At 27.4% G+C, this 23,825-nt stretch carries 24 protein-coding genes and 1 tRNA gene; 21 read left to right on the plus strand and 4 right to left on the minus strand.

The annotated features are described in order from the left end of the window. Positions 1–15: 15 nt before the first annotated feature. A complete protein-coding gene (manA, locus tag IC214_RS11395; protein ID WP_227482861.1) occupies positions 16–960 on the minus strand; it encodes a mannose-6-phosphate isomerase, class I in 945 nt (314 codons plus the stop codon). 172 nt (positions 961–1,132) lie between these two features. Here manA and IC214_RS11400 point away from each other — a divergent pair, with 172 nt between their 5' ends. The 9 genes from IC214_RS11400 (at position 1,133) to IC214_RS11440 (ending at position 9,894) form a co-directional block, all read left to right on the plus strand. Beyond that, on the plus strand, positions 1,133–2,494 hold the full coding sequence (locus tag IC214_RS11400; RefSeq protein ID WP_227866671.1) for a Sapep family Mn(2+)-dependent dipeptidase: 1,362 nt from the start codon (positions 1,133–1,135) through the stop codon (positions 2,492–2,494). 87 nt (positions 2,495–2,581) lie between these two features. Then, the gene (locus tag IC214_RS11405; RefSeq protein ID WP_227432544.1) at positions 2,582–4,471 is read left to right on the plus strand and encodes a BglG family transcription antiterminator; all 1,890 of its coding nucleotides are present in this window, start codon (positions 2,582–2,584) and stop codon (positions 4,469–4,471) included. A 14-nt stretch (positions 4,472–4,485) separates the two neighbouring features. Continuing rightward, on the plus strand, positions 4,486–4,941 hold the full coding sequence (locus IC214_RS11410) for a PTS sugar transporter subunit IIA (protein WP_227432545.1): 456 nt from the start codon (positions 4,486–4,488) through the stop codon (positions 4,939–4,941). Between the two features lie 57 nt (positions 4,942–4,998). Further along, positions 4,999–5,316, plus strand: a complete 318-nt coding sequence (locus tag IC214_RS11415) for a PTS fructose transporter subunit IIB (protein ID WP_227432546.1) — start codon at positions 4,999–5,001, stop codon at positions 5,314–5,316. Between the two features lie 24 nt (positions 5,317–5,340). Continuing rightward, positions 5,341–6,603: a PTS fructose transporter subunit IIC gene (locus tag IC214_RS11420; protein ID WP_227432547.1), complete on the plus strand. Its 1,263-nt coding sequence runs from the start codon at positions 5,341–5,343 to the stop codon at positions 6,601–6,603. A gap of 104 nt (positions 6,604–6,707) precedes the next feature. After that, positions 6,708–7,772: an aminopeptidase P family protein gene (locus tag IC214_RS11425; protein ID WP_227432548.1), complete on the plus strand. Its 1,065-nt coding sequence runs from the start codon at positions 6,708–6,710 to the stop codon at positions 7,770–7,772. Positions 7,773–7,828: 56 nt separating this feature from the next. Continuing rightward, positions 7,829–9,007: a MalY/PatB family protein gene (locus IC214_RS11430; protein ID WP_227432549.1), complete on the plus strand. Its 1,179-nt coding sequence runs from the start codon at positions 7,829–7,831 to the stop codon at positions 9,005–9,007. Positions 9,008–9,258: 251 nt separating this feature from the next. Next, positions 9,259–9,456, plus strand: coding sequence for a helix-turn-helix transcriptional regulator (locus IC214_RS11435; RefSeq protein ID WP_227432550.1), 198 nt, complete (start codon positions 9,259–9,261; stop codon positions 9,454–9,456). A 3-nt stretch (positions 9,457–9,459) separates the two neighbouring features. Then, complete coding sequence (locus tag IC214_RS11440; RefSeq protein ID WP_227866672.1) at positions 9,460–9,894, plus strand: tellurium resistance protein TerC; 435 nt, start codon at positions 9,460–9,462, stop codon at positions 9,892–9,894. A 163-nt stretch (positions 9,895–10,057) separates the two neighbouring features. Here IC214_RS11440 and IC214_RS11445 read toward each other — a convergent pair whose 3' ends face one another. Beyond that, positions 10,058–11,113: an FAD:protein FMN transferase gene (locus tag IC214_RS11445; protein WP_227866673.1), complete on the minus strand. Its 1,056-nt coding sequence runs from the start codon at positions 11,111–11,113 to the stop codon at positions 10,058–10,060. Positions 11,114–11,179: 66 nt separating this feature from the next. Here IC214_RS11445 and IC214_RS11450 point away from each other — a divergent pair, with 66 nt between their 5' ends. From IC214_RS11450 to IC214_RS11470, 5 genes are all read left to right on the plus strand, one after another. After that, positions 11,180–11,551, plus strand: coding sequence for a NusG domain II-containing protein (locus tag IC214_RS11450; protein WP_227432553.1), 372 nt, complete (start codon positions 11,180–11,182; stop codon positions 11,549–11,551). Between the two features lie 40 nt (positions 11,552–11,591). Beyond that, the gene (locus tag IC214_RS11455) at positions 11,592–12,266 is read left to right on the plus strand and encodes a uracil-DNA glycosylase (RefSeq protein ID WP_227432554.1); all 675 of its coding nucleotides are present in this window, start codon (positions 11,592–11,594) and stop codon (positions 12,264–12,266) included. A gap of 241 nt (positions 12,267–12,507) precedes the next feature. Next, positions 12,508–13,347: a G5 domain-containing protein gene (locus tag IC214_RS11460; protein ID WP_227432555.1), complete on the plus strand. Its 840-nt coding sequence runs from the start codon at positions 12,508–12,510 to the stop codon at positions 13,345–13,347. 257 nt (positions 13,348–13,604) lie between these two features. Then, positions 13,605–13,701, plus strand: a tRNA-Sec gene (locus tag IC214_RS11465). A 156-nt stretch (positions 13,702–13,857) separates the two neighbouring features. Further along, entirely contained in the window at positions 13,858–14,562 is a 705-nt protein-coding gene (locus IC214_RS11470; RefSeq protein ID WP_227432556.1) for a ThiF family adenylyltransferase, read from the plus strand. Positions 14,563–14,690: 128 nt separating this feature from the next. Here IC214_RS11470 and IC214_RS11475 read toward each other — a convergent pair whose 3' ends face one another. Next, on the minus strand, positions 14,691–15,527 hold the full coding sequence (locus IC214_RS11475) for a ComEC/Rec2 family competence protein (protein WP_227432557.1): 837 nt from the start codon (positions 15,525–15,527) through the stop codon (positions 14,691–14,693). A 186-nt stretch (positions 15,528–15,713) separates the two neighbouring features. Here IC214_RS11475 and IC214_RS11480 point away from each other — a divergent pair, with 186 nt between their 5' ends. The 4 genes from IC214_RS11480 to holA all read left to right on the plus strand — a co-directional run bounded on the left by IC214_RS11480 (position 15,714) and on the right by holA (position 20,228). Then, positions 15,714–16,619, plus strand: a complete 906-nt coding sequence (locus IC214_RS11480) for a DUF2156 domain-containing protein (protein ID WP_227432558.1) — start codon at positions 15,714–15,716, stop codon at positions 16,617–16,619. Positions 16,620–16,627: 8 nt separating this feature from the next. Beyond that, the gene (gene eis, locus IC214_RS11485) at positions 16,628–17,812 is read left to right on the plus strand and encodes an enhanced intracellular survival protein Eis (RefSeq protein ID WP_227482854.1); all 1,185 of its coding nucleotides are present in this window, start codon (positions 16,628–16,630) and stop codon (positions 17,810–17,812) included. Positions 17,813–17,941: 129 nt separating this feature from the next. After that, on the plus strand, positions 17,942–19,222 hold the full coding sequence (locus IC214_RS11490) for a ComEC/Rec2 family competence protein (RefSeq protein ID WP_227432560.1): 1,281 nt from the start codon (positions 17,942–17,944) through the stop codon (positions 19,220–19,222). Further along, a complete protein-coding gene (gene holA, locus IC214_RS11495; protein WP_227432561.1) occupies positions 19,185–20,228 on the plus strand; it encodes a DNA polymerase III subunit delta in 1,044 nt (347 codons plus the stop codon). Before IC214_RS11490 ends, holA begins: the two co-directional genes overlap by 38 nt. A 189-nt stretch (positions 20,229–20,417) precedes the next feature. Here the strand turns inward: holA and rpsT are convergent, their stop codons facing one another. Continuing rightward, a complete protein-coding gene (rpsT, locus tag IC214_RS11500; RefSeq protein WP_227432754.1) occupies positions 20,418–20,684 on the minus strand; it encodes a 30S ribosomal protein S20 in 267 nt (88 codons plus the stop codon). A 540-nt stretch (positions 20,685–21,224) separates the two neighbouring features. On the opposite strand from rpsT, the gene IC214_RS11505 reads away from it, so the two are divergent. From IC214_RS11505 to gpr, 3 genes are all read left to right on the plus strand, one after another. After that, complete coding sequence (locus IC214_RS11505; RefSeq protein WP_227432562.1) at positions 21,225–21,746, plus strand: helix-turn-helix domain-containing protein; 522 nt, start codon at positions 21,225–21,227, stop codon at positions 21,744–21,746. Positions 21,747–21,779: 33 nt separating this feature from the next. Continuing rightward, entirely contained in the window at positions 21,780–22,565 is a 786-nt protein-coding gene (locus IC214_RS11510) for an alpha/beta fold hydrolase (RefSeq protein WP_227866674.1), read from the plus strand. A 303-nt stretch (positions 22,566–22,868) separates the two neighbouring features. Continuing rightward, the gene (gpr, locus tag IC214_RS11515; RefSeq protein WP_227432564.1) at positions 22,869–23,819 is read left to right on the plus strand and encodes a GPR endopeptidase; all 951 of its coding nucleotides are present in this window, start codon (positions 22,869–22,871) and stop codon (positions 23,817–23,819) included. The last annotated feature ends 6 nt before the right edge of the window (positions 23,820–23,825 follow it).

A 23,825-nucleotide genomic window follows, 5' to 3' on the forward strand; every position in this document is an offset into this window, starting at 1 on the left:
AATTGTATTTTGTATCTATATGTGAGAACATATGATTTCTAGATTACCTTCAAATCCAAAACTTCCAAAGTTATTTGGTAATATAAAATGCATACCTTTCTTTAAATCATACTCTATAGAATTGTGTATCAATTTACCAACTCCATCTAGGATACTGTACAAAGAAAAAGGTGTATTGTGAGTAAAATCACATTTTCCAAAAATATCTAATTTATAGACACTAAAAAATTCATTTGATACAAATGTTGTACATTTAAAGTTTGGTGTTGATACAATTTTATAATCAGTATCAAAATCTGTATGAGGAACATTTGTAACTTCTATTGATTTTTGAACATGAAGTTCACGTTTATTTCCTAAGTTATCAGTTCTATCATAATCATAAACTCTATAAGTAGTATCTGAGTTTTGTTGAGTTTCTAAAATTAATGTTCCCTTACATATAGCATGTATAGTTCCGCTTGGAACATAGAAAAAGTCACCTTTTTTTATATTAACTTTTCTAAGCAGTTTGTCCCATTCGTTATTATTTATCATTTCTATAAATTCTTCACGAGATTTTGCATTGTGACCTATTATAATTTCTGCATCATCAGAACAGTCTATTACATACCAGCATTCTGTTTTACCCAATTCTCCATTTTCGTTTTTTTGAGCATATTCATCATTTGGATGAACTTGAACCGATAAATTGTCATTGGCATCGAGTATTTTTGTAAGCAAAGGGAATTTATCTCCAGGTGTATTACCAAACAATTCTCTATTTTTCTCCCATAATTCAGATAGCTTTTTATTTTTATATTCTCCATTTTCTATCAGACAATCTCCATTTTTATGAGAACTTATAGCCCAACATTCACCTGTTGTAGGTGATTTTATCTCATAGTTAAATTTATCTTTAAGTGCAGTACCACCCCATATTCTATCCATAAAAATAGGCTTTAAAAATAATGGTTCCATAATCTTGTTCCTCCTATGATATTAAATTTATCCTACAAATAATTATATATAAATAGATTATAAAATCAATAGCAAAAAAGTTTTGTCCCTTGAAATGACATAAAGTATAAGGATTTATGAAACAAGATAAACTATGATATATAATATAAAGGTTTAAATTGGAGTGATAATCATGGAGAGATTTAAAGAAGAAAATCAAAAATATAAAAAAGAATTCTTGAAATTGTTGGAGGAATGGGTAAGTATACCTTCCTTTTATGATAAAAATACTGTATCTAAAGATATGCCTTTTGGAAAAGGTGTATATGATGCATTAAAGTGGTTTGAAAATTTAGGTAGAGAAAATAATTTTACTGTTAAAAATATAGATAATCATGCTGTTTATATTGAATATGGAGATGGTAAAGATTATATAGACATATTTGGGCATTGTGATGTTGTAAATCCAGGAGAAGGATGGGATAGTGAGCCATTTAAGCTAGATATTATGGGTGACAAATTAGTTGCTAGAGGTGTTTCCGATAATAAGGGCCCTATGATAGCAAATTTTTTGGCATTAAAAATGATAAAAAGTCTAAATATAGATTTAAAGAGAAAAGTTAGATTAATTGCTGGAGGAAATGAAGAAAGTGGATTTAAGTGCATAAAGCACTATTATAGCAAAGAGCCACATGGTGTATATGGATTTACTCCAGATGCTAAATTTCCTGTATTAAATGGAGAAAAGGGCGGAGCGATAATAAAGCTAATGCTGGATATAGATGATAAATATCTAGATATAAGTGGTGGAATAGAGTTTAATACAATTCCAGATAAAGTGTATATCAAAAATATTGAAAATTTAAGTAATGATTATATAAATTCTGATTTTAATAATGTTTCAATAAGTTTTAATGATGGTAAGTATATTGTGAATGGGAAAGGTGGACACTCATCTAAACCTGAAAAAGCAATAAATCCCATATTAGATACAATTAAAATTTTAGCAGAAAATCTTGATGAAGATTGGGCAAAAGATTTGTACAGGCTAATAAATAAAGATAATATAGATGGAAAACTGTTTGGCTTAAATGTTGAAGGAAAATGTGGAATTCTTTCAATAGTTCCAACAATAATAAATATAAAAGAAGGAAAGCTTGAAGTAATTTTAAGTGTTAGGTATCCTGAAGTATTGACAGTTGAAGAAATAATAGAAAAATTTGATTTGTATATAAAAATAAATAATATTAATAAATTTAAGTTTATTGGGGAAAGTTTAAAGCAAGCAAATTATATAGATGAGAATTCTAAACTTGTAAGACGTTTACATGAGATATATGTAAAGTATTCTGGAGACTCAAAAAGTGTTGTTAGAGTAACCAGTGCAGGAAGCTATGCAGCTGAAATGAAGAATTCAGTAATATTTGGGTGTGAATTTCCTGATGGTAGTTTTGGAAATGTTCATAGTGCAAATGAATTTGCCAGTTTAGATAGGTTTATAACTGCGATAGGTATCTATGCGGAGGCAATAGTTACATTATGCAATAATATATAAATACAAAATGTCCCTTATATAGACATATTATATATACAACTAAAATTTTATTTGATATATAATTGAAATCAAAGAGAAGGTGATACAATGATAACTAAGAAACATGCAGTAATAGTAAAAAGTTTAAGCAATAAAGATGGATATATGACATCAAATGAACTAGCTATTAAATTAGATGTATCTACTAAAACTATTAAAAGATATATAGCAGATTTAAATGGTATTTTGAGTAAGTATGATTTAGAAATAGATTCTTCAAGAGGTATAGGATATAAGCTAAGTGGCTCTAAAACCAACATATCAAAAGCTGTAAAAGAAGCAAATAAATATATAAATGGTTTCTTGGATGATTCTGAAGAAGCAAGGATGTCAAATATAATATGTATGCTGATTAACAGAAATTATATGAGTATAGAAGTAATGGCAGAAGAATTAAATCTAAGTATAGCAGCCATAAATAAATTATCTAGTAAGCTTAAAAGAAAACTTGAAAAGTATGACTTAGTTATAAAATCTAAACCTTATTATGGAAGCTATATATATGGTGAAGAAATTAATATAAGACAGTTGATTACTGATTATGCAATAAAGTTGGATGAGAAGAGTAAAATCAAAGTATTTTTGGATGATATCAGTGAAAACGATATAAATTGCATAGAAAGTATTTTAGAAAAGCATTTAAGAGAAAAAGAAACAATAATTTCAGATAAAGACTTTAATCTTTTACTTTCAAAAATAATAGTTTCTGTGTTTAGAAGTAAGAGAGGTCATAGCAAAAATATAAATTTAATAGATACAGGATATAGATTTCATAATTACAGTTTTATAGAAAAGCTTATGAAAGAAATATCTGATAAAGTTGGATTTAAACTTATTGAAGATGAAGTAATTTATATTTCCAATTATTCTGGTGTAATAGCATATAGAGGTGCACAAGGAATAAAAAATGCAAGTGAAATTGAAGAAAGAATAAGTAGCGTTATAAGTAGTGCTCTTCAAGATATACTGCTTATTTCAGGAAGTGACTATACAAAAGATGAAGAGTTTATGATAGCGATATCTGACCATATAAAGAGGTTTTTAAATAGAGCAAAAGCTAATATAAAATCTAATAATCCTCTGCTTCATCAAATAAAAGAGAAATTTCCAATAGCTTTTAACTTAGCTGTGTTTTTATCAAATAAGCTAGAAACTGAATTTAATTTAAAATTAGATGAAGATGAACTTGGATATATAGCTATTCACTTTGCTGCTTCAAATGAAAGAATGAAAAAAAATACAAGTAAGAAAATTTGTATAGTTTGTCATTATGGTATAGGCACAGGTCAGCTTCTTTCTGAAAAATTAAAGCAGAATATAAGTGACTTAAATGTTGTAGGTGTTTATCCATTTAGATATCTTGATATGGCAATAGGTCAAGATGTTGATTTGGTAGTATCAACAGTTGAATTAAAAGGATATGAAAAGCCAGTCTTATATATAGAAAATATATTTGATGATAGCCTAATTGAAAACGTAAACAAAGCCTTTTATGAAAAGGAAGAAAGAAGAAAAATAATAAGTAATATGTTTGATGAAAGAGCTTTTTTCAGTATAAAAGCAAATACAAAAGAAGAAGTTATACTTTCGCTTTCAAACAAGTTAAAAGAAAGAGACTTTATAGAAGAAAGCTCAATAAAAAGTATAATAGATAGAGAAAATATTTCATCAACTGAAATAGGAAATCTAGTAGCTATACCTCACACAATAGTGAAGGGAGATAAAAAATCTATAATCGGAGTTGGAATACTTGAAAATCCAATAATTTGGGATAAGCAAGAAGTTCAACTAGTATTTATGGTATTTTTTAATACTAAAGAAAAACATAATTTTTCAATATTTAAATACCTTTACAATTTTATAAAAGATGAAGGTGGAGTAAGAGGAATTATTAAAATATGTGACTTTAATAAATTAATGGCACTGATAGGTAATTAAGGAGGAAATTAACAATGGGAACAAACATATTTAACAAAGAATATGTATTTTTAAATACTGAGGCTAAGTCTAAGGTTGAGGTTTTAAAATTTATAGCTAAGAAAGCTAAAGAATTAAATTTAACAGAAGATGAAAATCTAGTATACGAAGGCTTAGTAGCTAGAGAAGAGCAATTTACTACAAATTTGGGAGAATCTATAGCAATACCTCATACTAAAAATGATGCAATTGAAAATCCAGCAGTAGTGGTACTAAAGTTTAATGATAATGTTGTTTGGAATGAAGGTGAGGACAATGTCAAGTTGGCAATAAGTTTGCTTATGCCAGGAAAAAGTAAAGAAAACATACACCTTAAATTATTATCGTCTCTTTCAAGAAAATTAATAAATAAAGATTTTAAAGATTCTCTTTTAAAGAGTGATAATGTGGAAGAAATCGCTAATTTAATAAATGAAGCTTTAGGTTTATAGATAAATACTAAAGTTAAAATAAAAATAATTAATTAAAGTAAATAGGAGGAATTTAAAATGAATAAAAAATTAGTAGCATTATGTGCTTGTCCAATGGGACTAGCTCACACTTTTATGGCAGCAGAAGCAATAGAGCAAGCTGCAAAGGCATTAGGTTATGAAGCAAAAGTTGAAACTCAAGGTGCAGATGGTGTGCAAAATGAATTAACAAGAGAAGACATATTAGGAGCAACTATGATAATACATGCAGTAGCAATAACACCAGAAGGTATGGAAAGATTTGATGGTTGTGAAGTTTATGAGGTTGAATTACAAGAGGCTATAAAGAATGCAGAAGGTGTTATAAAGGAAATAGAAGAGGATTTAGGAATATAATAAATTTACTGTGGAGGAAATAGAATGGCAATCAAGAAAAAAGTTATAAACAGTTCAGGTGCTTCTACAACAGGAGGCAATAACGCAGGAAAAACTACTCCATCTAATCCAACTCAATCAAAGGGAAATGGAAAATGGAAAGAAATTAGTAAACATATAATGACAGGTATATCATATATGATACCAGTCTTAGTAATGGGTGGACTTATAGGAGCTTTATCTCAATTAATACCATATGCAATATTAGGGCTTGACCCATCTGTAGGTATAGTTGATGCTATGAACTCAGGTGAATTTACAGGATTTAAACTTAGCCTTTTAAACATGGCACAATTAATGTCAAACTTCGGATTTACTCTGTTTGGATTTGCAATACCACTATTTGCAGCATTCTGTGCAAATTCTATAGGTGGAAAAACAGCCCTAATCGCAGGATTTATAGGTGGATATATAGCTAATAAACCTGTAGGTGTACCACAATTCGTAGATGGACAATGGACAGAAGTTGTACCAGTTGCATCAGGATTCTTAGGTGCCATATTAATCGCATTTATAATAGGATATTTTGTAAAATGGTTAAATAAATCTATAAAAGTTTCTCATAACTGGTTAGCTTTTAAAACAACATTTTTAATACCACTAATAGCATCATTAACTTGTATGGTATTGATGATATTTATAATAACTCCATTTGGTGGATTAATTAATGAAAGTATGAAAAACTTCTTAACAGCAGCAGGAGCAGCGGGAGAATATGTATATGCAACAGCTTTAGCAGCAGCTACAGCATTTGACTTAGGTGGGCCAATAAATAAAGCAGCAGGATTCGTTGCACTTGGTTTGACTACAGAAAATGTACTACCAATAACAGCAAGAACAATAGCTATAGTTGTTCCTCCAATTGGATTAGGACTTACAACTTTATTAGATAAAAGATTAGTGGGAAGAAGAGTATATGATAGACAATTCTATCAAGCAGGAAAAACTTCTATATTCCTATCATTTATGGGTATATCAGAGGGAGCAATACCATTTGCACTTGAGAGACCAGGTTTTGTTATACCTTTAAATATCGTAGGAAGTATAATAGGAGCTATTACAGGTATAGTTTTAGGGGCAATTCAGTGGTTCCCAGAGTCAGCTATATGGGCATGGCCTCTAGTAGATAACTTATTTGGATATGTAATAGGTATAGCAGTTGGTGCTATATTCATAGCTGTAGGAAATGTATTTTACAGAAATAAATTAATAAAGGATGGTAAACTTGTTGTAGATTATATTGATTAATTTATAAATTTTACTATCTATAATAACCTTGGCTGGTAATATTGATTGAAACAATATTACCAGCCTTACCTATATGACTAATTAAGGGTGGTGAAGATAAAATTATGAATAAAATAGAAAAAATAAGAAAGTATCTTAAAGAGTATAATGTAGATGGAATTCTTATTAATAGTTCTACCAATAAGTTTTATATTGGAAATCTATTTAGTTCATCAGGCTATGTTTTTATAACGAAAGATAAACAATATATAATAGTAGATTTTAGATACTTTGAAGAAGTTAAAAGAAAATCAGATTTATTTGATGTTATATTAATGGATAAAAATAGAACGTATTTTGATATAATTAATGATATTTGCAGAAATCAAAATATAAAAGAAATTGGCTTTGAAGGAAGTGAAGTATCTTTTGACTCATATAAAAGTATGAATAACAAATTAAATGTAACTTTAAAATCAATTGATTTATCTACTTTAAGAAAAGAGAAAGATGAAGATGAAATAAAATATATAAAAAAAGCTTGTGAAATAGTAGATGCTACGTTTTATCATATAATTGACTTTATAAAAGTTGGTATGACTGAAAGACAAGTAGAAAATGAAATTGTAAGATTCATAAAAGAATTAGGCGGACAAAAAGAATCATTCGACACTATAGTTGCATCTGGTTTGAGAGGAGCCTTACCTCATGGAAAAGCTAGTGAAAAAATTATAGAATATGGAGATTTTGTTACATTCGATTTTGGAGCAAAGTATAATAATTATTGTTCAGACATTACTAGAACTATTTGTATGGGAACTACAAATAAAGAACTAGAAAAAATATATAATATAGTAAAGAAAGCTAATGAAGAGTGTATAAAGGTTTTAAAGCCAGGCATGACTGCTGGTGAAATAGATAAGGTTGCAAGAGATATAATTAGTTCATATGGATATGGTGATAATTTTGGACACAATCTGGGTCATGGTGTAGGTATTATGGTTCATGAGTATCCAGCATTAACTTCAGAATCAAATGAAGTATTAAAAGAAGGCATGGTTGTAACTATAGAGCCTGGTATATATGTGCCAGAACTTGGAGGAGTAAGAATTGAAGATGATGTACTTATAACTCAAGATGGGTGTATGAGATTGACTATATCTACCAAAGATTTAATAGTTGTAAATTAAAAATAAATTGTAACTAAGTATTTTTATAATAATAAGAAAAGACGAGGTAAATTTAAATGTATAATTTTGATGATAGGCCAGATAGAGTAAGTGAAAAGTGTAGAAAGTGGGATTTAAATATTATAAGAGATAAATTTGGAGATATTAAAGAAGATTTTGTACCAATGTGGATTGCTGATATGGATTTTAAAATACCAACAGAAATAGAAAGTAAATTTATTGAAGCTGTAAAAAGAGGTGTATTTGGATATACATACTGTTATGATGAATTTTATGATTCAGTTATTGGGTGGCAAAATGATATGCATAAAGTAAATGTAGAAAGAGAATGGATTACATTGACTTATGGAACTGTGTCAACACTTCACTATGTAGTACAAGCTTTTTGTAAAAAAGGAGATAGTATAATATTAAATACACCAGTTTATGACCCATTTGAATCATCAGCTAAAAAGCAGGGTGTAAATGTAGTTTGTAATACATTAGATGTGATAAATGATAGATATTATATAAATTTTGATAGATTAGAATCTCAAATTAAAGAAAATAAACCTAAGTTAATGATGTTTTGTACACCACATAATCCATCAGGAAGAATTTGGTCAATTGAAGAAATGACGAAAGTAGCAACTATATGTAAAGAAAACAATGTTATTTTAGTTGCAGATGAAGTACATGCAGAGCATATTCATTATGGCGAATTTAATTCTATTCTTAAGCTTGAAAGAGAACTTTTAGAAAATATTATCCTATTGACATCACCAAATAAAGGGTTTAATCTTGGAGGATTAAAGACCTCTTATTCAATAGTTATAAATAAGGATATAAGAGATACTTTTAGAAAGAAACTAAAACAAAATTCTATAACTTCTCCAAATGTATTTGGAATAATAGGATTAATAACAGCTTATGATGAATGTAGAGAGTGGTTAAGGAACGTAAATGAGTATATAAAATCAAATTATGAACTTTTAGAGAATTGGGTAAATAAATATGAGAAGATTAAACTAATGAAGATGGAATCGTCTTATTTGGCTTGGATGGACATAAGCAATCTAGGACTAAGTGCAAGTGAATTTACAGATAGGTTAGCTGTCAATACAGGAGTGCTAATAGAAGATGGAAGTCACTTTGTAAAAGATGGAGAAAAGTATGTTAGGATAAATTTAGGAACTCAAAAAGAAAATGTAATTGAGGCATTAAATAGAATGGATTTGTTTGTAAAGTCGTTATAAAAAGTTAGTTGAGTTATTTATTAAAAATAAAAAAATGTAGGTTGTTTCAAAGATGTACTAAAAAAGATTAAAAAATAAGGTTTATAGACATCAAGATGTAATTCAATTATAAAATTAAATATGTTTAATGATAGGCATTTCTAATGAAATGTCTATTTTTATATATATTTTGTAAAGTTTCCTTTACAAAAATAAAAGCAAGTGGTATATTATAAATGTAAAGGAAACTTTACAAAAAGGAGGCAATCTTTTTGAAAAATCGTGTAGAGGATTTAAGAAAGAAAAAAGGTCTTAATCAAGAAGATTTTGCAAAAATTCTTAAGGTTTCAAGGCAGACGATTAGTTCTATTGAAAATGGAAAATATAATCCATCTTTAGAACTTGCATTTCAAATATCTGATTTTTTTGAAATGTCGATTGAAGAAATATTTTTATGGAAGGAGAAATAGTTCATGGAAAAGAAAAATTTAAGAATAGGAATTGTATTTGTAGTTTTAGGTGTTATTTTCTTGTTTCTTTGTTTAATGAATGGTGATAAGTTAGGTTCTTTGTTTGCTGGACTAGCAGGAGGCTTTGGATTTGGTGGAATTTCTGCCATTTATCGTTACTTTTACTGGAATAAGCATAAAGAAGAATACAAAGAAAAGCTCGAAATAGAAAACATTAATCTTCATGATGAAAGAAATGTTATGTATAGAGATAAAGCAGGAAGATATGCTTACATCGTATGTATGATAATAATTCCTATATCTGCTTTTGTTTTCTCTGTACTAAATGCATTAGATATATACAACTCATTGGTAATAATCATATATTTATTTGTTTTGTGGATTGTTTTATATGTTGTAGGAGTTATTTATTATCGAAAGTTAAAGAGTAATGGGTAGTGTTTTATATAAATCAAGCTATAAATATGGTATATACATAAGTACAATTTGTTTTAGACTACTTAGTATATACCATATTTTATATAAAACTTAAATTTACATTAGTTATATTAGAGTTATTTAAATTTGTATGCATAATAGATATAGTTATTATTTAAACTCATTATTTATTGAACTTTTTAATAGAAAAAGCTTTGTCTGTAAGTTTAAAATTATTTTGTATGCCATTAGTTAAATATACTTTTTTATCTTTGGTTATAAATATAGCATCTACATTATCAATACTATTAATCAAATCCATACCTTTTTCAAGTCCAAGTCCAAATGTAGAAGTGGATAAAGCATCACAATTAATAGATTTATCAGAGATTATTGTAACACTGCTTAAGTTGTTTTCAAAAGGGTATCCTGTAAATGGATTTAACATATGGTGATATATTTTACCATCTTTTTCTATAAATCTCTCATAAATTCCAGATGTAACAACAGATTTATTTGTAGTTTCTATATTCCCTATAGATTCTCCATTTTTGCTAGTTGGGTCTTGAATACCAATTTTAAAAGGTTTGTTATTTTTGCTATCTTCTAGAGTAAATATATTACCTCCCAAGTTTACTAAAGCTTTTTTTATACCTTCTGATTTCAAATAGCCTACGATTTTATCAGCAGCATATCCTTTAGCTATTGCCCCTAAATCAATTTTCATATTTTCTTTAGCTAACTTTATAGATTTATTTTTTTCATCTAATATAATATTTTTGTAATCAATGAGCGGCAGAAGTTCGTTTATCTCAGAGTCATTTGGGACTTTAGCCTTGTCTGTTCCAATTGCCCATAGATTGGATAGTGGACCAACTGTTATGTCAAAGTATCCATTTGACAACTTAGAGTATTCTATAGCCTCTTGTACAACAAAAAATGTATCATCAGAAACTTTGACAAAATCTTTACCAGCATTATCATTTATTTTAGAAACATCGCTTCCTGGTATATGGGTACTCATCTTGTTATCAATATATCTTAAAATTGAATCACATTCATTTAAAATTTTATCACTTTTTGATTCTTTTATATTAAATATAGTAACTTCATTTACTGTACCAAGGTAATAGCTTGTCTTACTATATTTAGTATTTTGACTTGAACTCCTAAAAAATGAAAATAAAATTAATGCTAAAATCAATATCACAAAAATAAATGTGATTTTTTTCTTATTCATGGTATATTCCTCCTATGAAATTGTGTTATTATCTTATTATAGCATAATTTCATAGGAGGACAAAAAATGAAGAAAAAAGACATTCTTCTTATTTTAGGTGTTTTGATTGTTATCACAGCATGTTATGGAATAATAAATGTTATAAATTCTAAAAATGCTGGAAGTATTGAAATTTATGTAGATAATAAATTGTATAAGACTGTTTCAATAAATGCCAAAGAAGAATTTAAAATAGAAAATAGAGGAGGGTACAATATAGTTAAAATTCATGACAAAGGTGTGGAGATAATAGATGCTTCATGTCCTGATAAGGTGTGTGTACATACAGGTTTTATAAACAAACCAAGTCAAAGTATAGTTTGTATACCTAACAGAGTGAGCATAAAAATAAATACTAATGAAAAAAATGACAATCAAGAGGACATAATTTCTAAATAAAACAATAAATAAAAATAGCTGAAAGGAATTGGTGATAACTATGGTTAATTTAGGAAACGATTGGAATGAATTATTAAAGGAAGAATTTGAAAAAGAATATTATTTAAATTTAAGAAAATTCCTTATAGATGAATATAAGACACGTCAAATTTTTCCTAATATGCATAACATATATGAAGCTTTAAAACACACTTCATATAAAGATACAAAAGTTTTAATACTAGGACAAGACCCCTATCATGGAGATAATCAAGCTCATGGTTTAGCTTTTTCAGTTCAACCACAAGTGAAAACTCCACCATCTCTATTAAATATGTACAAAGAGTTGAAAGAAGATTTAGGATGCTTTATACCTAATAATGGATACTTAATGCCTTGGGCAGACCAAGGTGTGTTACTTTTAAATACAGCACTTACTGTTAGAGCACATGAAGCCAATTCTCATAAAAATAAAGGGTGGGAAATTTTCACAGATAGAGTGATTTCTATTTTAAGTGATCGTGAAGACCCAGTAATTTTTGTACTGTGGGGAAGTAATGCGCGTAAAAAAGTAGAATTGATTGATACAAGTAAGCATTATATTTTGGAAGCACCTCATCCAAGTCCATTATCAGCAAGTAAAGGTTTTTTTGGATGTAAGCACTTCTCTAAGATAAATGAAATTCTCGAAAAGCTAGGAAAAGAACCTATCAATTGGCAGATAGAAAATATATAAAGATAAAAGGTAACAAAATGATAACAAAACAACAATAAACAATGACATTGTTGTAACTAATAGAAATATGCTTCAATAGTTGAAAATACTATGTATGCATATTTCTATTTTTTTGTCAAGTTGACAACTCTTGAAAAAATAGTTACAATTTAGTTACACAAAAAACAAAAAAGAAATTTACGAAGCAGAAGATTACGAAGCAAAATATATAGTGTAAAAAATTTGAGGGAGGAAATTTTATATGAATTTAAAGAAATTGAGTAATGTTAAAGTCTCGGCAATGGCGGTTGTTTTATCAGTTGGAATTTTATCTGGATACTCTGCACTTAATAAACAAGTAACATTAGTAGTAAAAGGAGAAGAAAGAACTGTATCTACATTTAGTTCTAATGTAGGAGACCTTTTGGAAGCCCAAAACATTAGCTATGATGGAAATGATATAGTTAGTTTGGATGTAAATTCAAAGTTATCTAATGGAGATAAAATAGAAGTAATTGATGTTAAGGAAAAAACAGTTGTAGAGACTAAAGACATTCCGTTTGAAGTTACAGTTGTTGAAGATAACTCTTTGTCAAAAGGAGATTCTAAAGTTAAAGAAGAAGGAAAATCTGGTAAAAGTGAATTAGTATATAAAGAAACTTATCACAATGGCAAGAAAGTAGAAAAGGAATTTGTGAAAAAAGTTGTTACATCTGAGCCAGTTAATAAAGTTGTAAATAAAGGAACAAAAGTAGAAATGCAAGTAGCTTCATCAAGGGGAGAAAGTTCAAGAAGGATGGCTTCATCTTCTTCAAGTAGTAGCAGTAGTAACAATGGTAGAAGTATGAGAGTTGTAGCAACTGCATATTCTGGTCATAGTATAACTGCAACAGGAACAAAGCCTAAGTGGGGAACAATAGCTGTAGACCCTAAGGTTATACCATATGGAACGAAAGTATATATACCTCAATTTGATATGGTATTTACTGCTGAAGACTGTGGTGGTGCGATAAAAGGAAATAAAATTGATATATTTATGAATGACTCAAAGACAGTTTATAATTGGGGAAGAAAAACTATAGATATACGTATATTAAAATAATTAAATAATTTATATTTATACTGGAAATTGTATTTTGATTAAATAGAGGAAAAATTCTTTATAGATAATTAAAATATGGTTTCCAGTTTTTAAGTTTATAAATATAGTTATAAATATAATAAGAAGATATATAAATATTAATTGCTATAGATAAAAACTATTTAAAATATGATTTGCTATCAAATTAATCTATAAAAATTGTTGCAAAGAGTCAAAATATATGATATTATAGATTTCGTTGAGAAACGTTTCGTTATGGGAGTGGATGGGTGCCGGTGTGCCCTCTAGTCTTCAAAACTAGTATGAGGGGTTAAGAGCCTCTTAGGTGGGTTCGATTCCCACGCATTCCCGCCAGTATAAAAGGTATCTTTTAATATTAAAAGATACCTTTTTAAATTTAAAAATTATTTTGAGATAATTTAGTTTTAGTAATATATAATATCTAGTATTATATAATGTAAATTTTCTAATACTAATATTAGGTATATAAAAGTCTAGGAGAGTGGAAAAATGGAAAATAACTTTACAACGAGAACTAGTTTTCTAGTTGGAGATGATGGTATAGAAAAACTTAAAAATTCAAATGTAATAGTATTTGGAGTTGGAGGAGTAGGTAGTTTTACTGTTGAAGCTTTAGCAAGAGCTGGAGTGGGTAATCTCACTATTGTTGATTTTGATGATGTAGATATAACAAATATAAATAGACAAATACCAGCATTACATTCAACTGTGGGAAAATATAAAGTCGATGTTATGGAAGAAAGAATTTTAGATATAAATCCTAATATTAATATAAAAAAAATAAGAAATCTTTATAATAAAGATACTAGTAGTGAAATACTAACAGAAAGATATGATTATGTTGTGGATGCAATAGATATGGTAAGCTCGAAGATACATTTAATTGAAACATGTGAAAAAAGAGGTTTAAAAATAATAAGTTCTATGGGTATGGGAAATAAATTGGACCCAACTAAAATAGTTGTTACTGATATACACAAAACAAGTACTTGTCCTTTAGCTAAAGTCATGAGAAAAGAGCTTAGAGATAGAGGAATTAAAAAATTAAAGGTGGTATATTCAACTGAACAACCAATAGAACTTAAAAAGAAAGTCATGAATGGTAAAAAGGTAACACCAGGTAGTGTATCATTTGTGCCATCTGTTGGAGGTCTAGTAATTGCATCTGTAATAGTTAATGAATTATTAGGGTAATAATACTAAATATTTTATCTATAAATTTTATGGACATATTTTAAAGGCTAAAAGCATCAATATAAAACCATTTTATGTTGATACTTTTAGCCTAGTTCTGTTATGTAGTTACAGTTTTATTTCTTATGTTAAGTGTCTATTTTATATTTGTGTTTTGTAAATATCATTTTACCATCACTATAAAAAACAATATCACCTATTTTATCTGTCCTATAAATTGATATATTGTTTTGTTTTAAATTATTGATAACTTCCTTATGAGGATGTCCATATTGATTTTTATATCCACACGATATTGCGGCTATATCTGGATGAATTTTTTCAATAAATTCTAAAGTAGTTGATGAATTGCTTCCATGATGACCGATTTTTATAAAATTGATGTTATCTAATTTAAAATAATGTAAAATTTCTTTTTCAATTGCTTCTTCAGCATCGCCCATAAATAAAAATGAGGTGTCATTAAAATTTAATTTAAAAACTATTGAGTTTAAATTAGGTTCTTCCTGTATATATGAAGGACTTAATACATATATATTTATATTGTTATCGATATTTAAAACATCATCTCTGTATAGATACTGTATAGATAGGTTTTTATCATTACAAGAACTTATTAGATTTTGATAAGCTTCACTTTCTGTTGATTGTTCAGGCATATAGATGGAGTTTACATTAAATTTTTTTATGACATTATCAAGACTTCCTATATGGTCTGAATCTGGATGCGTAGCTATTATTATATCAATGGTTTTTATTCTTTTTTGTTTCAAGTAACTAGTAACTATATTTCCACTATCTTCATCACCTCCATCAATTAATATATTTTTCTTTGTAGGTGTTTGAACTAAAAGACTATCACCTTGTCCAACATCTATCATATGTATAGATAGTAGAGATTTTTTGTCACAAGCACTTAAAAGTGATATTATAATAAGTATTAATAAAAAAATTTTATTTCTCAATAAAAAATCACTCCAGTCATTACATGTTTATATAATTTTATGATGGGTAATATAAGATATATGGGAACTATCCTATTTTATATTTTAGACAATATAAGTGAAATTAATACCATAACTAAATTGGAGTTTTTATAGATACAAAATAAAATTTTAAAAAATTAAGCAATAAAAAGGTAGGAGGATTTTATGTTTTTCAAAGATATTGAACTAAATTCAAAAAAGGAGCTAGACCCTTATTTTGATTTAGTAGATTATGAAGCTTGTGAGTACTGTTTTAGTACTTTATATATGTGGCAACATGTTTATAAGACAGGATACTATATAGGTGAAGATTTTGCTGTTTTAGTTGGTGAATATGAAGGAGATAGTTTCTCAATATTACCACTTGCTAAAAAAGACAAACTTCCAGAAGTTGTAGATTTTGTACTTGAGTATTTTTCACATAACAACAAAAAAATATACTTAAGAGGTATTACTACTGAAGTGGTAGAATTTTTAAAAGAAAAATACCCAAATAGATTTGAGTATATAGAAGAAAGAGATTTATTTGATTATATCTATGATGCAGAAAGTTTAAGAACGCTAGCAGGTAAAAAGAATCAAAAGAAGAGAAATCATATAAATTATTTCTTAAAAGAATATGCAGGTAGATATGAAGCAAGATTATTAGATAAAGAAAACTTCAATGAATGTTTAGTATTAATGAAAGAATGGGAAAGTAACAAAGAAGAAAATAACGAATTTGATGAAAGTATGGATGATGAATTAGTTGGTATCAAAAAGATATTTAACAATTATGATATTTTAAAAGATAAAGTAAAAGTATTTGGTGTATATGTGGATGGAAAATTAGAAGCATTTAGTATCGGAGAGCTTTTAAATAAAAACATGGCATTAATTCATATAGAAAAAGCCAATCCAGATATAAGAGGTTTATATCCATTTATAAACCAACAATTTTTAGTAAGTGAATTTAAAGATGTTGAGTTTGTAAATAGAGAAGAAGACTTAGGTATTGAAGGTCTGAGAAAAGCTAAACTTTCTTACCACCCTTGTAGATTTGTTGAAAAGTACAGTGTTAGGGAGGCTTAATAAACTATATGGAGATTAGGTATGCTAAAGAAGAAGAAATAGAAAGTATAAAAGAAATATGGAGTTATTGCTTTAATGATAGTGAAAGTTTTATGAAATACTATTTTAATGATAAATATAAATATGAAAATACTGTAATAGCTTTAGATGAAGGAAAAATTGTTTCCTCTCTTCAGCTAAACCAGTATAAATTAAGTTTAAATAGTAAGGTATACAATACATCGTATGTAGTAGGGGTTTCCACACTTCCTGAGGGGAGAGGAACTGGCTATATGAGTAAAGTTATTAAATTTACTTTAAATGAGTTGTATAAGAAAGGACAACTAGTATCTATATTAATGCCAATTGATTATAGACTTTATAGAAGGTTTGGATATGAGCATTGTTATGACCAAATTGAATATACTATCAAAACAGATGATTTAAAAACTTTCAAGGCAAATGGAAAAATGATAAAAGCTAATTTATCACAAATTGATGATTTAATTAAAATAGATAAAGTATTTTTAAATGAGGTTAATGGTAATGTGTTAAAAGATGAACATTATTATGAAAACTTATTTAAAGAAATCCAAAGTGAAGATGGACATTTATATATCCATGAAGATAGTGAAAAAGATGGATATGTAATTTATTTTCTTCAAGGAGATAAAATGTTTGTCAGAGAGCTATTTTATAAAAACATAGATGCTCTTAAATCAATGCTTAAATTTATATATAATCACAATACTCAATGTAAGATAGTTACTATAGCTACTCCTATGATAGATAAGATAAGGTTTATATTAGACAATCCTAAAGACTGTGAGATAAAAATAAAACCTTTTATGATGGGAAGAGTTATAAATGTAAAGCAATTTATTGAAGATATAGATATTGATAAGGATATTAATGGCTCTATAAAATTATATATAGAAGATAAATATATAGAAGAGAATAATGGACTATTCAAAATATCTATACAAAATAAAAAAGTAATGTTAGAAAAATTAAATAAAGAATGTACAGATGAGCTTCAAGAGTGTTTTGATATTAAATTAGATATAAATGCTTTAACACAATTGGCATTTTCTTATATAGACATTGAAGAAGCACTTTTATTAAATAATATAAAGGGTATTTCAAAAAAAACAATAGAAATACTTAATTGCATTTTTTCTAAAAAAGATAATTATATAAATGAATATATATAGAAGTGAAAATACGTCAAAAGATTTTAATAAATCTTTTGACGTATTCTTTTGTTTATAGAATAATTTCTTTTGTTTAAAAAATATTTATTTGAAAATAATCTAAATAATATGTTTTCTAGAGGAGTGATTATGATTCAAATAAGAAGACCTTTACTAATTATATTAATATTTGTGATAGCTGTATCTTTTATTATCACAAATAAGAAGAAAGAGGATGAAAAATTTAATGATAAGATAATAACTATACAAGGAACAGTTAAAGGAAGACTTGAAAAGCCTAGATATAATCAGTATAAAGTAGGAGCTTTCTTAATAAATGATTACACAAGAACTAAAAATTTGAAAATTGGTCAGAAAGTTAATATTACAGGCAAATTTAAAAGTTTAGCTAAAATGAAATATGAAGATTTTGATTATGGAAGGTATATAAAAAGCACTGGATATAAAGGTATAATATATATAAATAGCTATAAAATTATTGGTAAGAATAAAATATATGACTTAATAGGTAAAGTAAAGTTTTACATAAATAAAACGTATAGATATTTATATAAGAAAAATTCGGATTTTATAAATTCTATATTGTTAGCAGAAGTTGAAAATCTGACAGATGAGCAAAAAGAAATGTTCACCAGAACAGGAACTAGCCATGTAATATCTATATCTGGTCTTCATACAGGCATACTATGTGTTGTAATTGCTTTTTTATTAAGAGGTATAAATAAATTGTATAAATTATTAATATTGTCGATTTTTATATCTTTATATTGTATAATGGTAGGTGCGTCTCCATCTATAATTAGGTCTATAACATTTGTTATGGTTTTCTATTTATCAGTCTTTATTAATAGAAAAAAGGATGGAATATCAACACTGTCTCTAATAGGGATAGTTTTAATTATAAATAACCCCTATGTTATATATAATGTAAGTTTTCAATTATCTTTTTTAGCTACATTCTCTATACTAATATTTTACAATAAAATAAATAGTATTATAAAATTAAGTATGGTATCATTGACAATATCGTCAAATATATTAACCTTGCCTATAATATATTATACATTTAAAGGTATACCATTGGTTTCAATCATAGGAAATTTAATCATAGTACCATTTATAGGTATAATAATGTATTTGAGTATTGCAAGTTTAATAATATTTAAAATAAGTGTAGTAATAGCTAAAATAATAGCTTTATTTAACAGTACATTGATAGAAATCATATTTTTTTTACTAGAGAAACTCAGCAATTTAAATTTTACATATATTGATATAGATAACCCTAAACTTTATATTGTAGTGATTTATTACATAGGAGTATTTTTTTACATATTTTACATAGAAGGAAAAGAGATAAAGGAGCAAGAAAATGGATTACAAGGATATTATAAGGAATATAAAAGATAAAAAACTTGAGAAAATGTATCTTTTTTATGGCAGAGAGTATTATTTAATAGAAAATGCAATAAAAGTCTTTAAAGAGAATTTAAACGAAGGAATGCTCGATTTTAACTTAGATATAATAGATGGAAAGGAAATAGTCTTAAATCAGCTTATAAGCTCTATAGAGACACTTCCTTTTATGGATGATAGAAAAATAGTAATAGTAAAAGACTTTGAGTTACTAAAAGGAAAGAAAAAGAATTTTACAGATAGTGACGAAAAATACTTGATAGAGCATTTAGATAATACTCCAGACACTACTACCATAGTTTTTGTTGTATACGGAGATATTGACAAAAGAAAATCTTTAGTTAAAAAGATAAGTAATAATGGAATTGTTTTTAACTGTGACAAGCTTTCTGATATGGACTTATTTAAGTGGATAAAAAAATCTTTTGCTCTAAATGAAGTTATAATAGAAAACTCTCAGATAATGTATTTTATTGAACAAGAAGGATATAGAGATAAAAGTAGTGAAAAGACTTTATCAGACTTAGAAAACGAGATAAATAAAATTAGCTCATTTGTTGGAAAGGGAAATAGTGTAACTAATGATATAATAGATAAATTATCTCCTAAAAAGGTTGAAAATGATATATTTAAGTTAATTGATTATATTGGAGAGCAAAGTGCTTCTAATGCAATGAAAATATTGAATGATATGATACAGGAGGGCGAATCTGTTTTAGGTATATTTTCTATGATAGCTAGACAGTTTAAAATAGTTATGCAAGTAAGACAATTACAATTAGAGGGATACTCAGCAAAACTTATAGCAGATAAATTAAAAATTCATCAATTTGTAATAGGAAAAGCATTAAAGCAGGCTAAGAACTTTTCTGATGATATAATCATAGAAATTTTAAACTATATATTAGAAAGTGATTATAAAATAAAAACAGGTCTTATAAGGGATACCTTAGCAGTAGAAATGTTGGTTAGTAGATACTGTAAAAGACAAGCAGTGTAAAAAAATTATACATTAATAAAAAATAAATAGCAAGATATGTTATAGTTCAAAGTACAAGTAGGCTAGATTGAGTCTAAGAGTATATAATCTACTATAATATGTCTAACTATTTATTTTTTATTGTATAAATTTCCAAAATAAAAAACCCCTACATAGGGGTTATTATATATAAGAAATATAAACTGGTAATTAAGCGTTCATACCGTTTAACTTTTGAGCTAATTTAGCTACTTTTCTAGCTGCAGCATTCTTATGTATAGTTCCTTTAGAAGCTACTTGGTATATTCTTTTTTGAGCGTATTGGAACTTAACAACAGCATCCTCTCTGTTTCCAGCTGCAACAGCATCTTCGAATCTTCTTATTGCAGTTTTTATTTGAGATTTTCTAACTCTATTTAAAGCAGTTTTCTTTTCGATAACACTTATTCTTTTCTTAGCTGATTTTATATTTGCCACCGTGTTCACCTCCCTGTATTTTTTTCTCATATTCATCGTCAACATATTAGATTTTAACAGAAATAAATCTAAAAATCAAGGATTATTATTTATATATTTTAATAATGTTTTTTGTTTTGATTTTTTAGACTATAAATTATGTATAAATAATTTGAAATATTTTGTTTTTATGTTGATATATTTTGTTCTTTAAATATTTTAATAGATACAATTTAATATTTTATTTTTGTAACATATATCTTGAAATAATACAAATTATTAACATACATTTTGATAGTATTTCCAATAATTATAAGATAATACAAGAAATTACTCATTTTTATGGACTTAGTAATAAATTTTATAAAAATATGAATTTATATGGTTAATATGAAAGTTTTCTATTAATTAAAGGTAATTTTTTTATTGTCGCAGATAAGCAGAACTATACTATCGCTATTTTTATTACTGTTGACTGTTTAATAGTTTTATATCATACTCTTGTATAGTCTAAAAAATTAGACTATAATAATTTTATGGATTAAAGAAAGGATTGATAAAGTGGATACAACAAAACTAATTTTAAATCCAGCTAGACTCCGAATTTTACAGTATATCAGAATTCATGGTAGTGTTCGTACATCTGATATTGTGAAGTATCTAAGTGATATTCCTCGTGCAACAGTTTACCACCATGTTAAAATTTTGGAAGATAACAATATGATTGAAGTAGTTAAAGAAAATCGTGTACGTGGTACAATTGAAAAAATTTATTCATTAAAGGAATATGCTTTGGATATGGAAGTAGATGCATCTGTTTCACTCTCTACAGCATTTCATATGGGTTTGATGCAAGAAATGAATGAATATTTTAGTTTGAAAAATCAAGACAATAAGAAAGACAATGTATTTTTCACTTCAGCATTGTTATATATAACTGATAGAGAATATGAAAATCTTCTTCAAAGTATAGTTGATTTATTGAAGCCATACATAGACCAAGAACCCAAATCAGATTTAAAACTCCGAAAACTCTCAATTATATCTTCTCCACCTGCAAAAAATGATGAGAAGAAGAAATAACAAACATTTTGTTTTTATAAGGAGGTATTATATATGAACTTTCATGAATTTGGGAATAAAAACAATCCACATATCATGCTGATTCATGGAGGTGGGAATGCATGGTGGAATTATTTACGACAAGCACGAGTATTGTCTGAATACTATCATGTAATACTTCCTACACTGGATGGTCATGGAGAAGAATACAAGACTGCATATATTTCTACAGAGGATACAGCAGATAAATTGATGAAATATATAGATGAAGAATGTGGTGGTCATCTTTTTTCTCTGTGTGGAGTATCTCTTGGTGGACAGATTGTTATAGAGATTTTATCTCGAAAACCAGATATTACTGAAAAGGCAATTATTGATGGCAGTATTTGCTATCCTAGACCCAATATGGCACGAGCTTGTATGATGTCGATTCGATTTTTTAGAGGACTTTTATTTAGTGAAAAAGCTTGTAGATTTCAAATTGCTATAATGTCAAAATTATTTCCAAAAAACATGCAATATCCAGATGAAATTAAGAACTATTATATGAAAGATATGCCACATGTCAGAAAAGAAACACTCTATGCTATGTATCGTACTTATATGATGAAGTACACACTTAAGGAGAGTTTAAGAGAAACTACAGCACAAGTGATGTATTGGTATGGTGAAAAGGAAATAAAATGTGTAAAAAACTCTGCAAAGATGTTTCAGTCTTATGTACCTTCTTGTAAAATTTATGAAGCTAAGGGATATAATCATGGTTATCTAGCTATTTATTTGCCAAATGAGTGGTTGGAGATTGCTGAACCATTTTTTCAACAGAATGAAATGATATAGAAATTATAAAGTTATTTTGATAAAAAAGAAATGTATAATGAATGAAAATTTGACAGGAATTTGATAATATGAAATTGATAAATAGATTAAAAGGTAGCGCCTATATAAATAGTTGCTACCTTTTTATATTTGTAAATAGATGATAGTTAAGGAAGTTTACTGACTATTTACTGACCAAACTCAATTTTCTTACATTGAAAGCCTTAATTTTACTTGTTTTAAATAAATTTATAGTTTTTTGTTATAAAATACTAAATTTTGTTAACAATTATAATTAGCATTTAATTTATACTGGAGGTTTATATGATTAATGTAAGAACAGATTTGGCTTTAGAAGCTAGTGAAATGTGTGAAAAATCTCAAGAAGGAAGTAGTATTCCTGGGGTGGAAATAGAAACTAAAGAATTAGAAAATTGTGTTGTAACAAAAGTTGAAGTAATAGATGAACAAGGTTCAGAGATAATGAACAAAGATATAGGAAAGTATATAACCCTAGAAAGTAATCTTATGAAGTTTGATGATGATGAGTCAAGAGAAGAGATGATAAATTATCTAAAAGATGAATTAGTAGATGTATTTGGACAAGACAAAAATAAAAAGACACTAGTAATTGGTCTTGGAAATAGAAATATTACTTCTGATGCATTGGGTCCCAAAAGTGTATCTAAAACACTAGTAACTAGACATCTCTTTAAAAATTACAACAAGGATTATGATGATGATTTTACTGAGGTATCAGCTCTAAGTCCAGGGGTTATGGGTGTTACTGGGATAGAAACTAGTGAAGTAGTGAAGTCACTAGTTGAGAAAGTTAAGCCAGATAGAGTAGTAGCAATAGATGCACTAGCATCAAGAAAAATGGAAAGAGTAAACTCTACTATACAAATATCAACAGCAGGAATATCACCTGGTGGAGGTGTTGGTAATACAAGAAAATCTCTCACTAAAGAAACCTTAGGAGTGGATGTTATTGCAATAGGAGTTCCAACTGTGGTTGACGCAGCAACTCTTACTATAGATGTTTTGGATATGGCAATAGATAATTTAATATCTCAATCAGAAGAAACAGAAAGTTTTTATAATATGTTGAAAAAACTTAAAGAGGAAGAAAAATATCATCTAATAAAAGATTCGTTAGATCCATATGATAAGAACTTAATCGTAACACCAAAAGATATAGATGATACAATTGAAAATCTATCTATAATAATAAGTGAAGGTCTGAATAGGTCTTTACATCCAGGTAGATTGTAAAATAAG

This window comes from Clostridioides sp. ES-S-0190-01 (assembly GCF_020658275.1).
In the GTDB taxonomy this organism is placed as follows: Bacteria; Bacillota; Clostridia; order Peptostreptococcales; family Peptostreptococcaceae; genus Clostridioides.

Excerpts from the sequence above, each read along its gene's own strand:
- IC214_RS11400 (WP_227866671.1), top strand. The coding sequence starts at position 1,133 with ATGGAGAGATTTAAAGAAGAAAATCAAAAATATAAAAAAGAATTCTTG.
- IC214_RS11415 (WP_227432546.1), top strand. The coding sequence starts at position 4,999 with ATGAATAAAAAATTAGTAGCATTATGTGCTTGTCCAATGGGACTAGCT.
- IC214_RS11420 (WP_227432547.1), top strand. The coding sequence starts at position 5,341 with ATGGCAATCAAGAAAAAAGTTATAAACAGTTCAGGTGCTTCTACAACA.
- holA (WP_227432561.1), top strand. The coding sequence starts at position 19,185 with ATGGATTACAAGGATATTATAAGGAATATAAAAGATAAAAAACTTGAG.
- IC214_RS11410 (WP_227432545.1), top strand. The coding sequence starts at position 4,486 with ATGGGAACAAACATATTTAACAAAGAATATGTATTTTTAAATACTGAG.
- IC214_RS11460 (WP_227432555.1), top strand. The coding sequence starts at position 12,508 with ATGAATTTAAAGAAATTGAGTAATGTTAAAGTCTCGGCAATGGCGGTT.
- IC214_RS11490 (WP_227432560.1), top strand. The coding sequence starts at position 17,942 with ATGATTCAAATAAGAAGACCTTTACTAATTATATTAATATTTGTGATA.
- IC214_RS11470 (WP_227432556.1), top strand. The coding sequence starts at position 13,858 with ATGGAAAATAACTTTACAACGAGAACTAGTTTTCTAGTTGGAGATGAT.
- gpr (WP_227432564.1), top strand. The coding sequence starts at position 22,869 with ATGATTAATGTAAGAACAGATTTGGCTTTAGAAGCTAGTGAAATGTGT.
- eis (WP_227482854.1), top strand. The coding sequence starts at position 16,628 with ATGGAGATTAGGTATGCTAAAGAAGAAGAAATAGAAAGTATAAAAGAA.
- manA (WP_227482861.1), bottom strand. The coding sequence starts at position 960 with ATGGAACCATTATTTTTAAAGCCTATTTTTATGGATAGAATATGGGGT.
- IC214_RS11430 (WP_227432549.1), top strand. The coding sequence starts at position 7,829 with ATGTATAATTTTGATGATAGGCCAGATAGAGTAAGTGAAAAGTGTAGA.
- IC214_RS11510 (WP_227866674.1), top strand. The coding sequence starts at position 21,780 with ATGAACTTTCATGAATTTGGGAATAAAAACAATCCACATATCATGCTG.
- IC214_RS11440 (WP_227866672.1), top strand. The coding sequence starts at position 9,460 with ATGGAAAAGAAAAATTTAAGAATAGGAATTGTATTTGTAGTTTTAGGT.
- IC214_RS11425 (WP_227432548.1), top strand. The coding sequence starts at position 6,708 with ATGAATAAAATAGAAAAAATAAGAAAGTATCTTAAAGAGTATAATGTA.
- IC214_RS11480 (WP_227432558.1), top strand. The coding sequence starts at position 15,714 with ATGTTTTTCAAAGATATTGAACTAAATTCAAAAAAGGAGCTAGACCCT.
- IC214_RS11445 (WP_227866673.1), bottom strand. The coding sequence starts at position 11,113 with ATGAATAAGAAAAAAATCACATTTATTTTTGTGATATTGATTTTAGCA.
- IC214_RS11405 (WP_227432544.1), top strand. The coding sequence starts at position 2,582 with ATGATAACTAAGAAACATGCAGTAATAGTAAAAAGTTTAAGCAATAAA.
- IC214_RS11450 (WP_227432553.1), top strand. The coding sequence starts at position 11,180 with ATGAAGAAAAAAGACATTCTTCTTATTTTAGGTGTTTTGATTGTTATC.
- IC214_RS11455 (WP_227432554.1), top strand. The coding sequence starts at position 11,592 with ATGGTTAATTTAGGAAACGATTGGAATGAATTATTAAAGGAAGAATTT.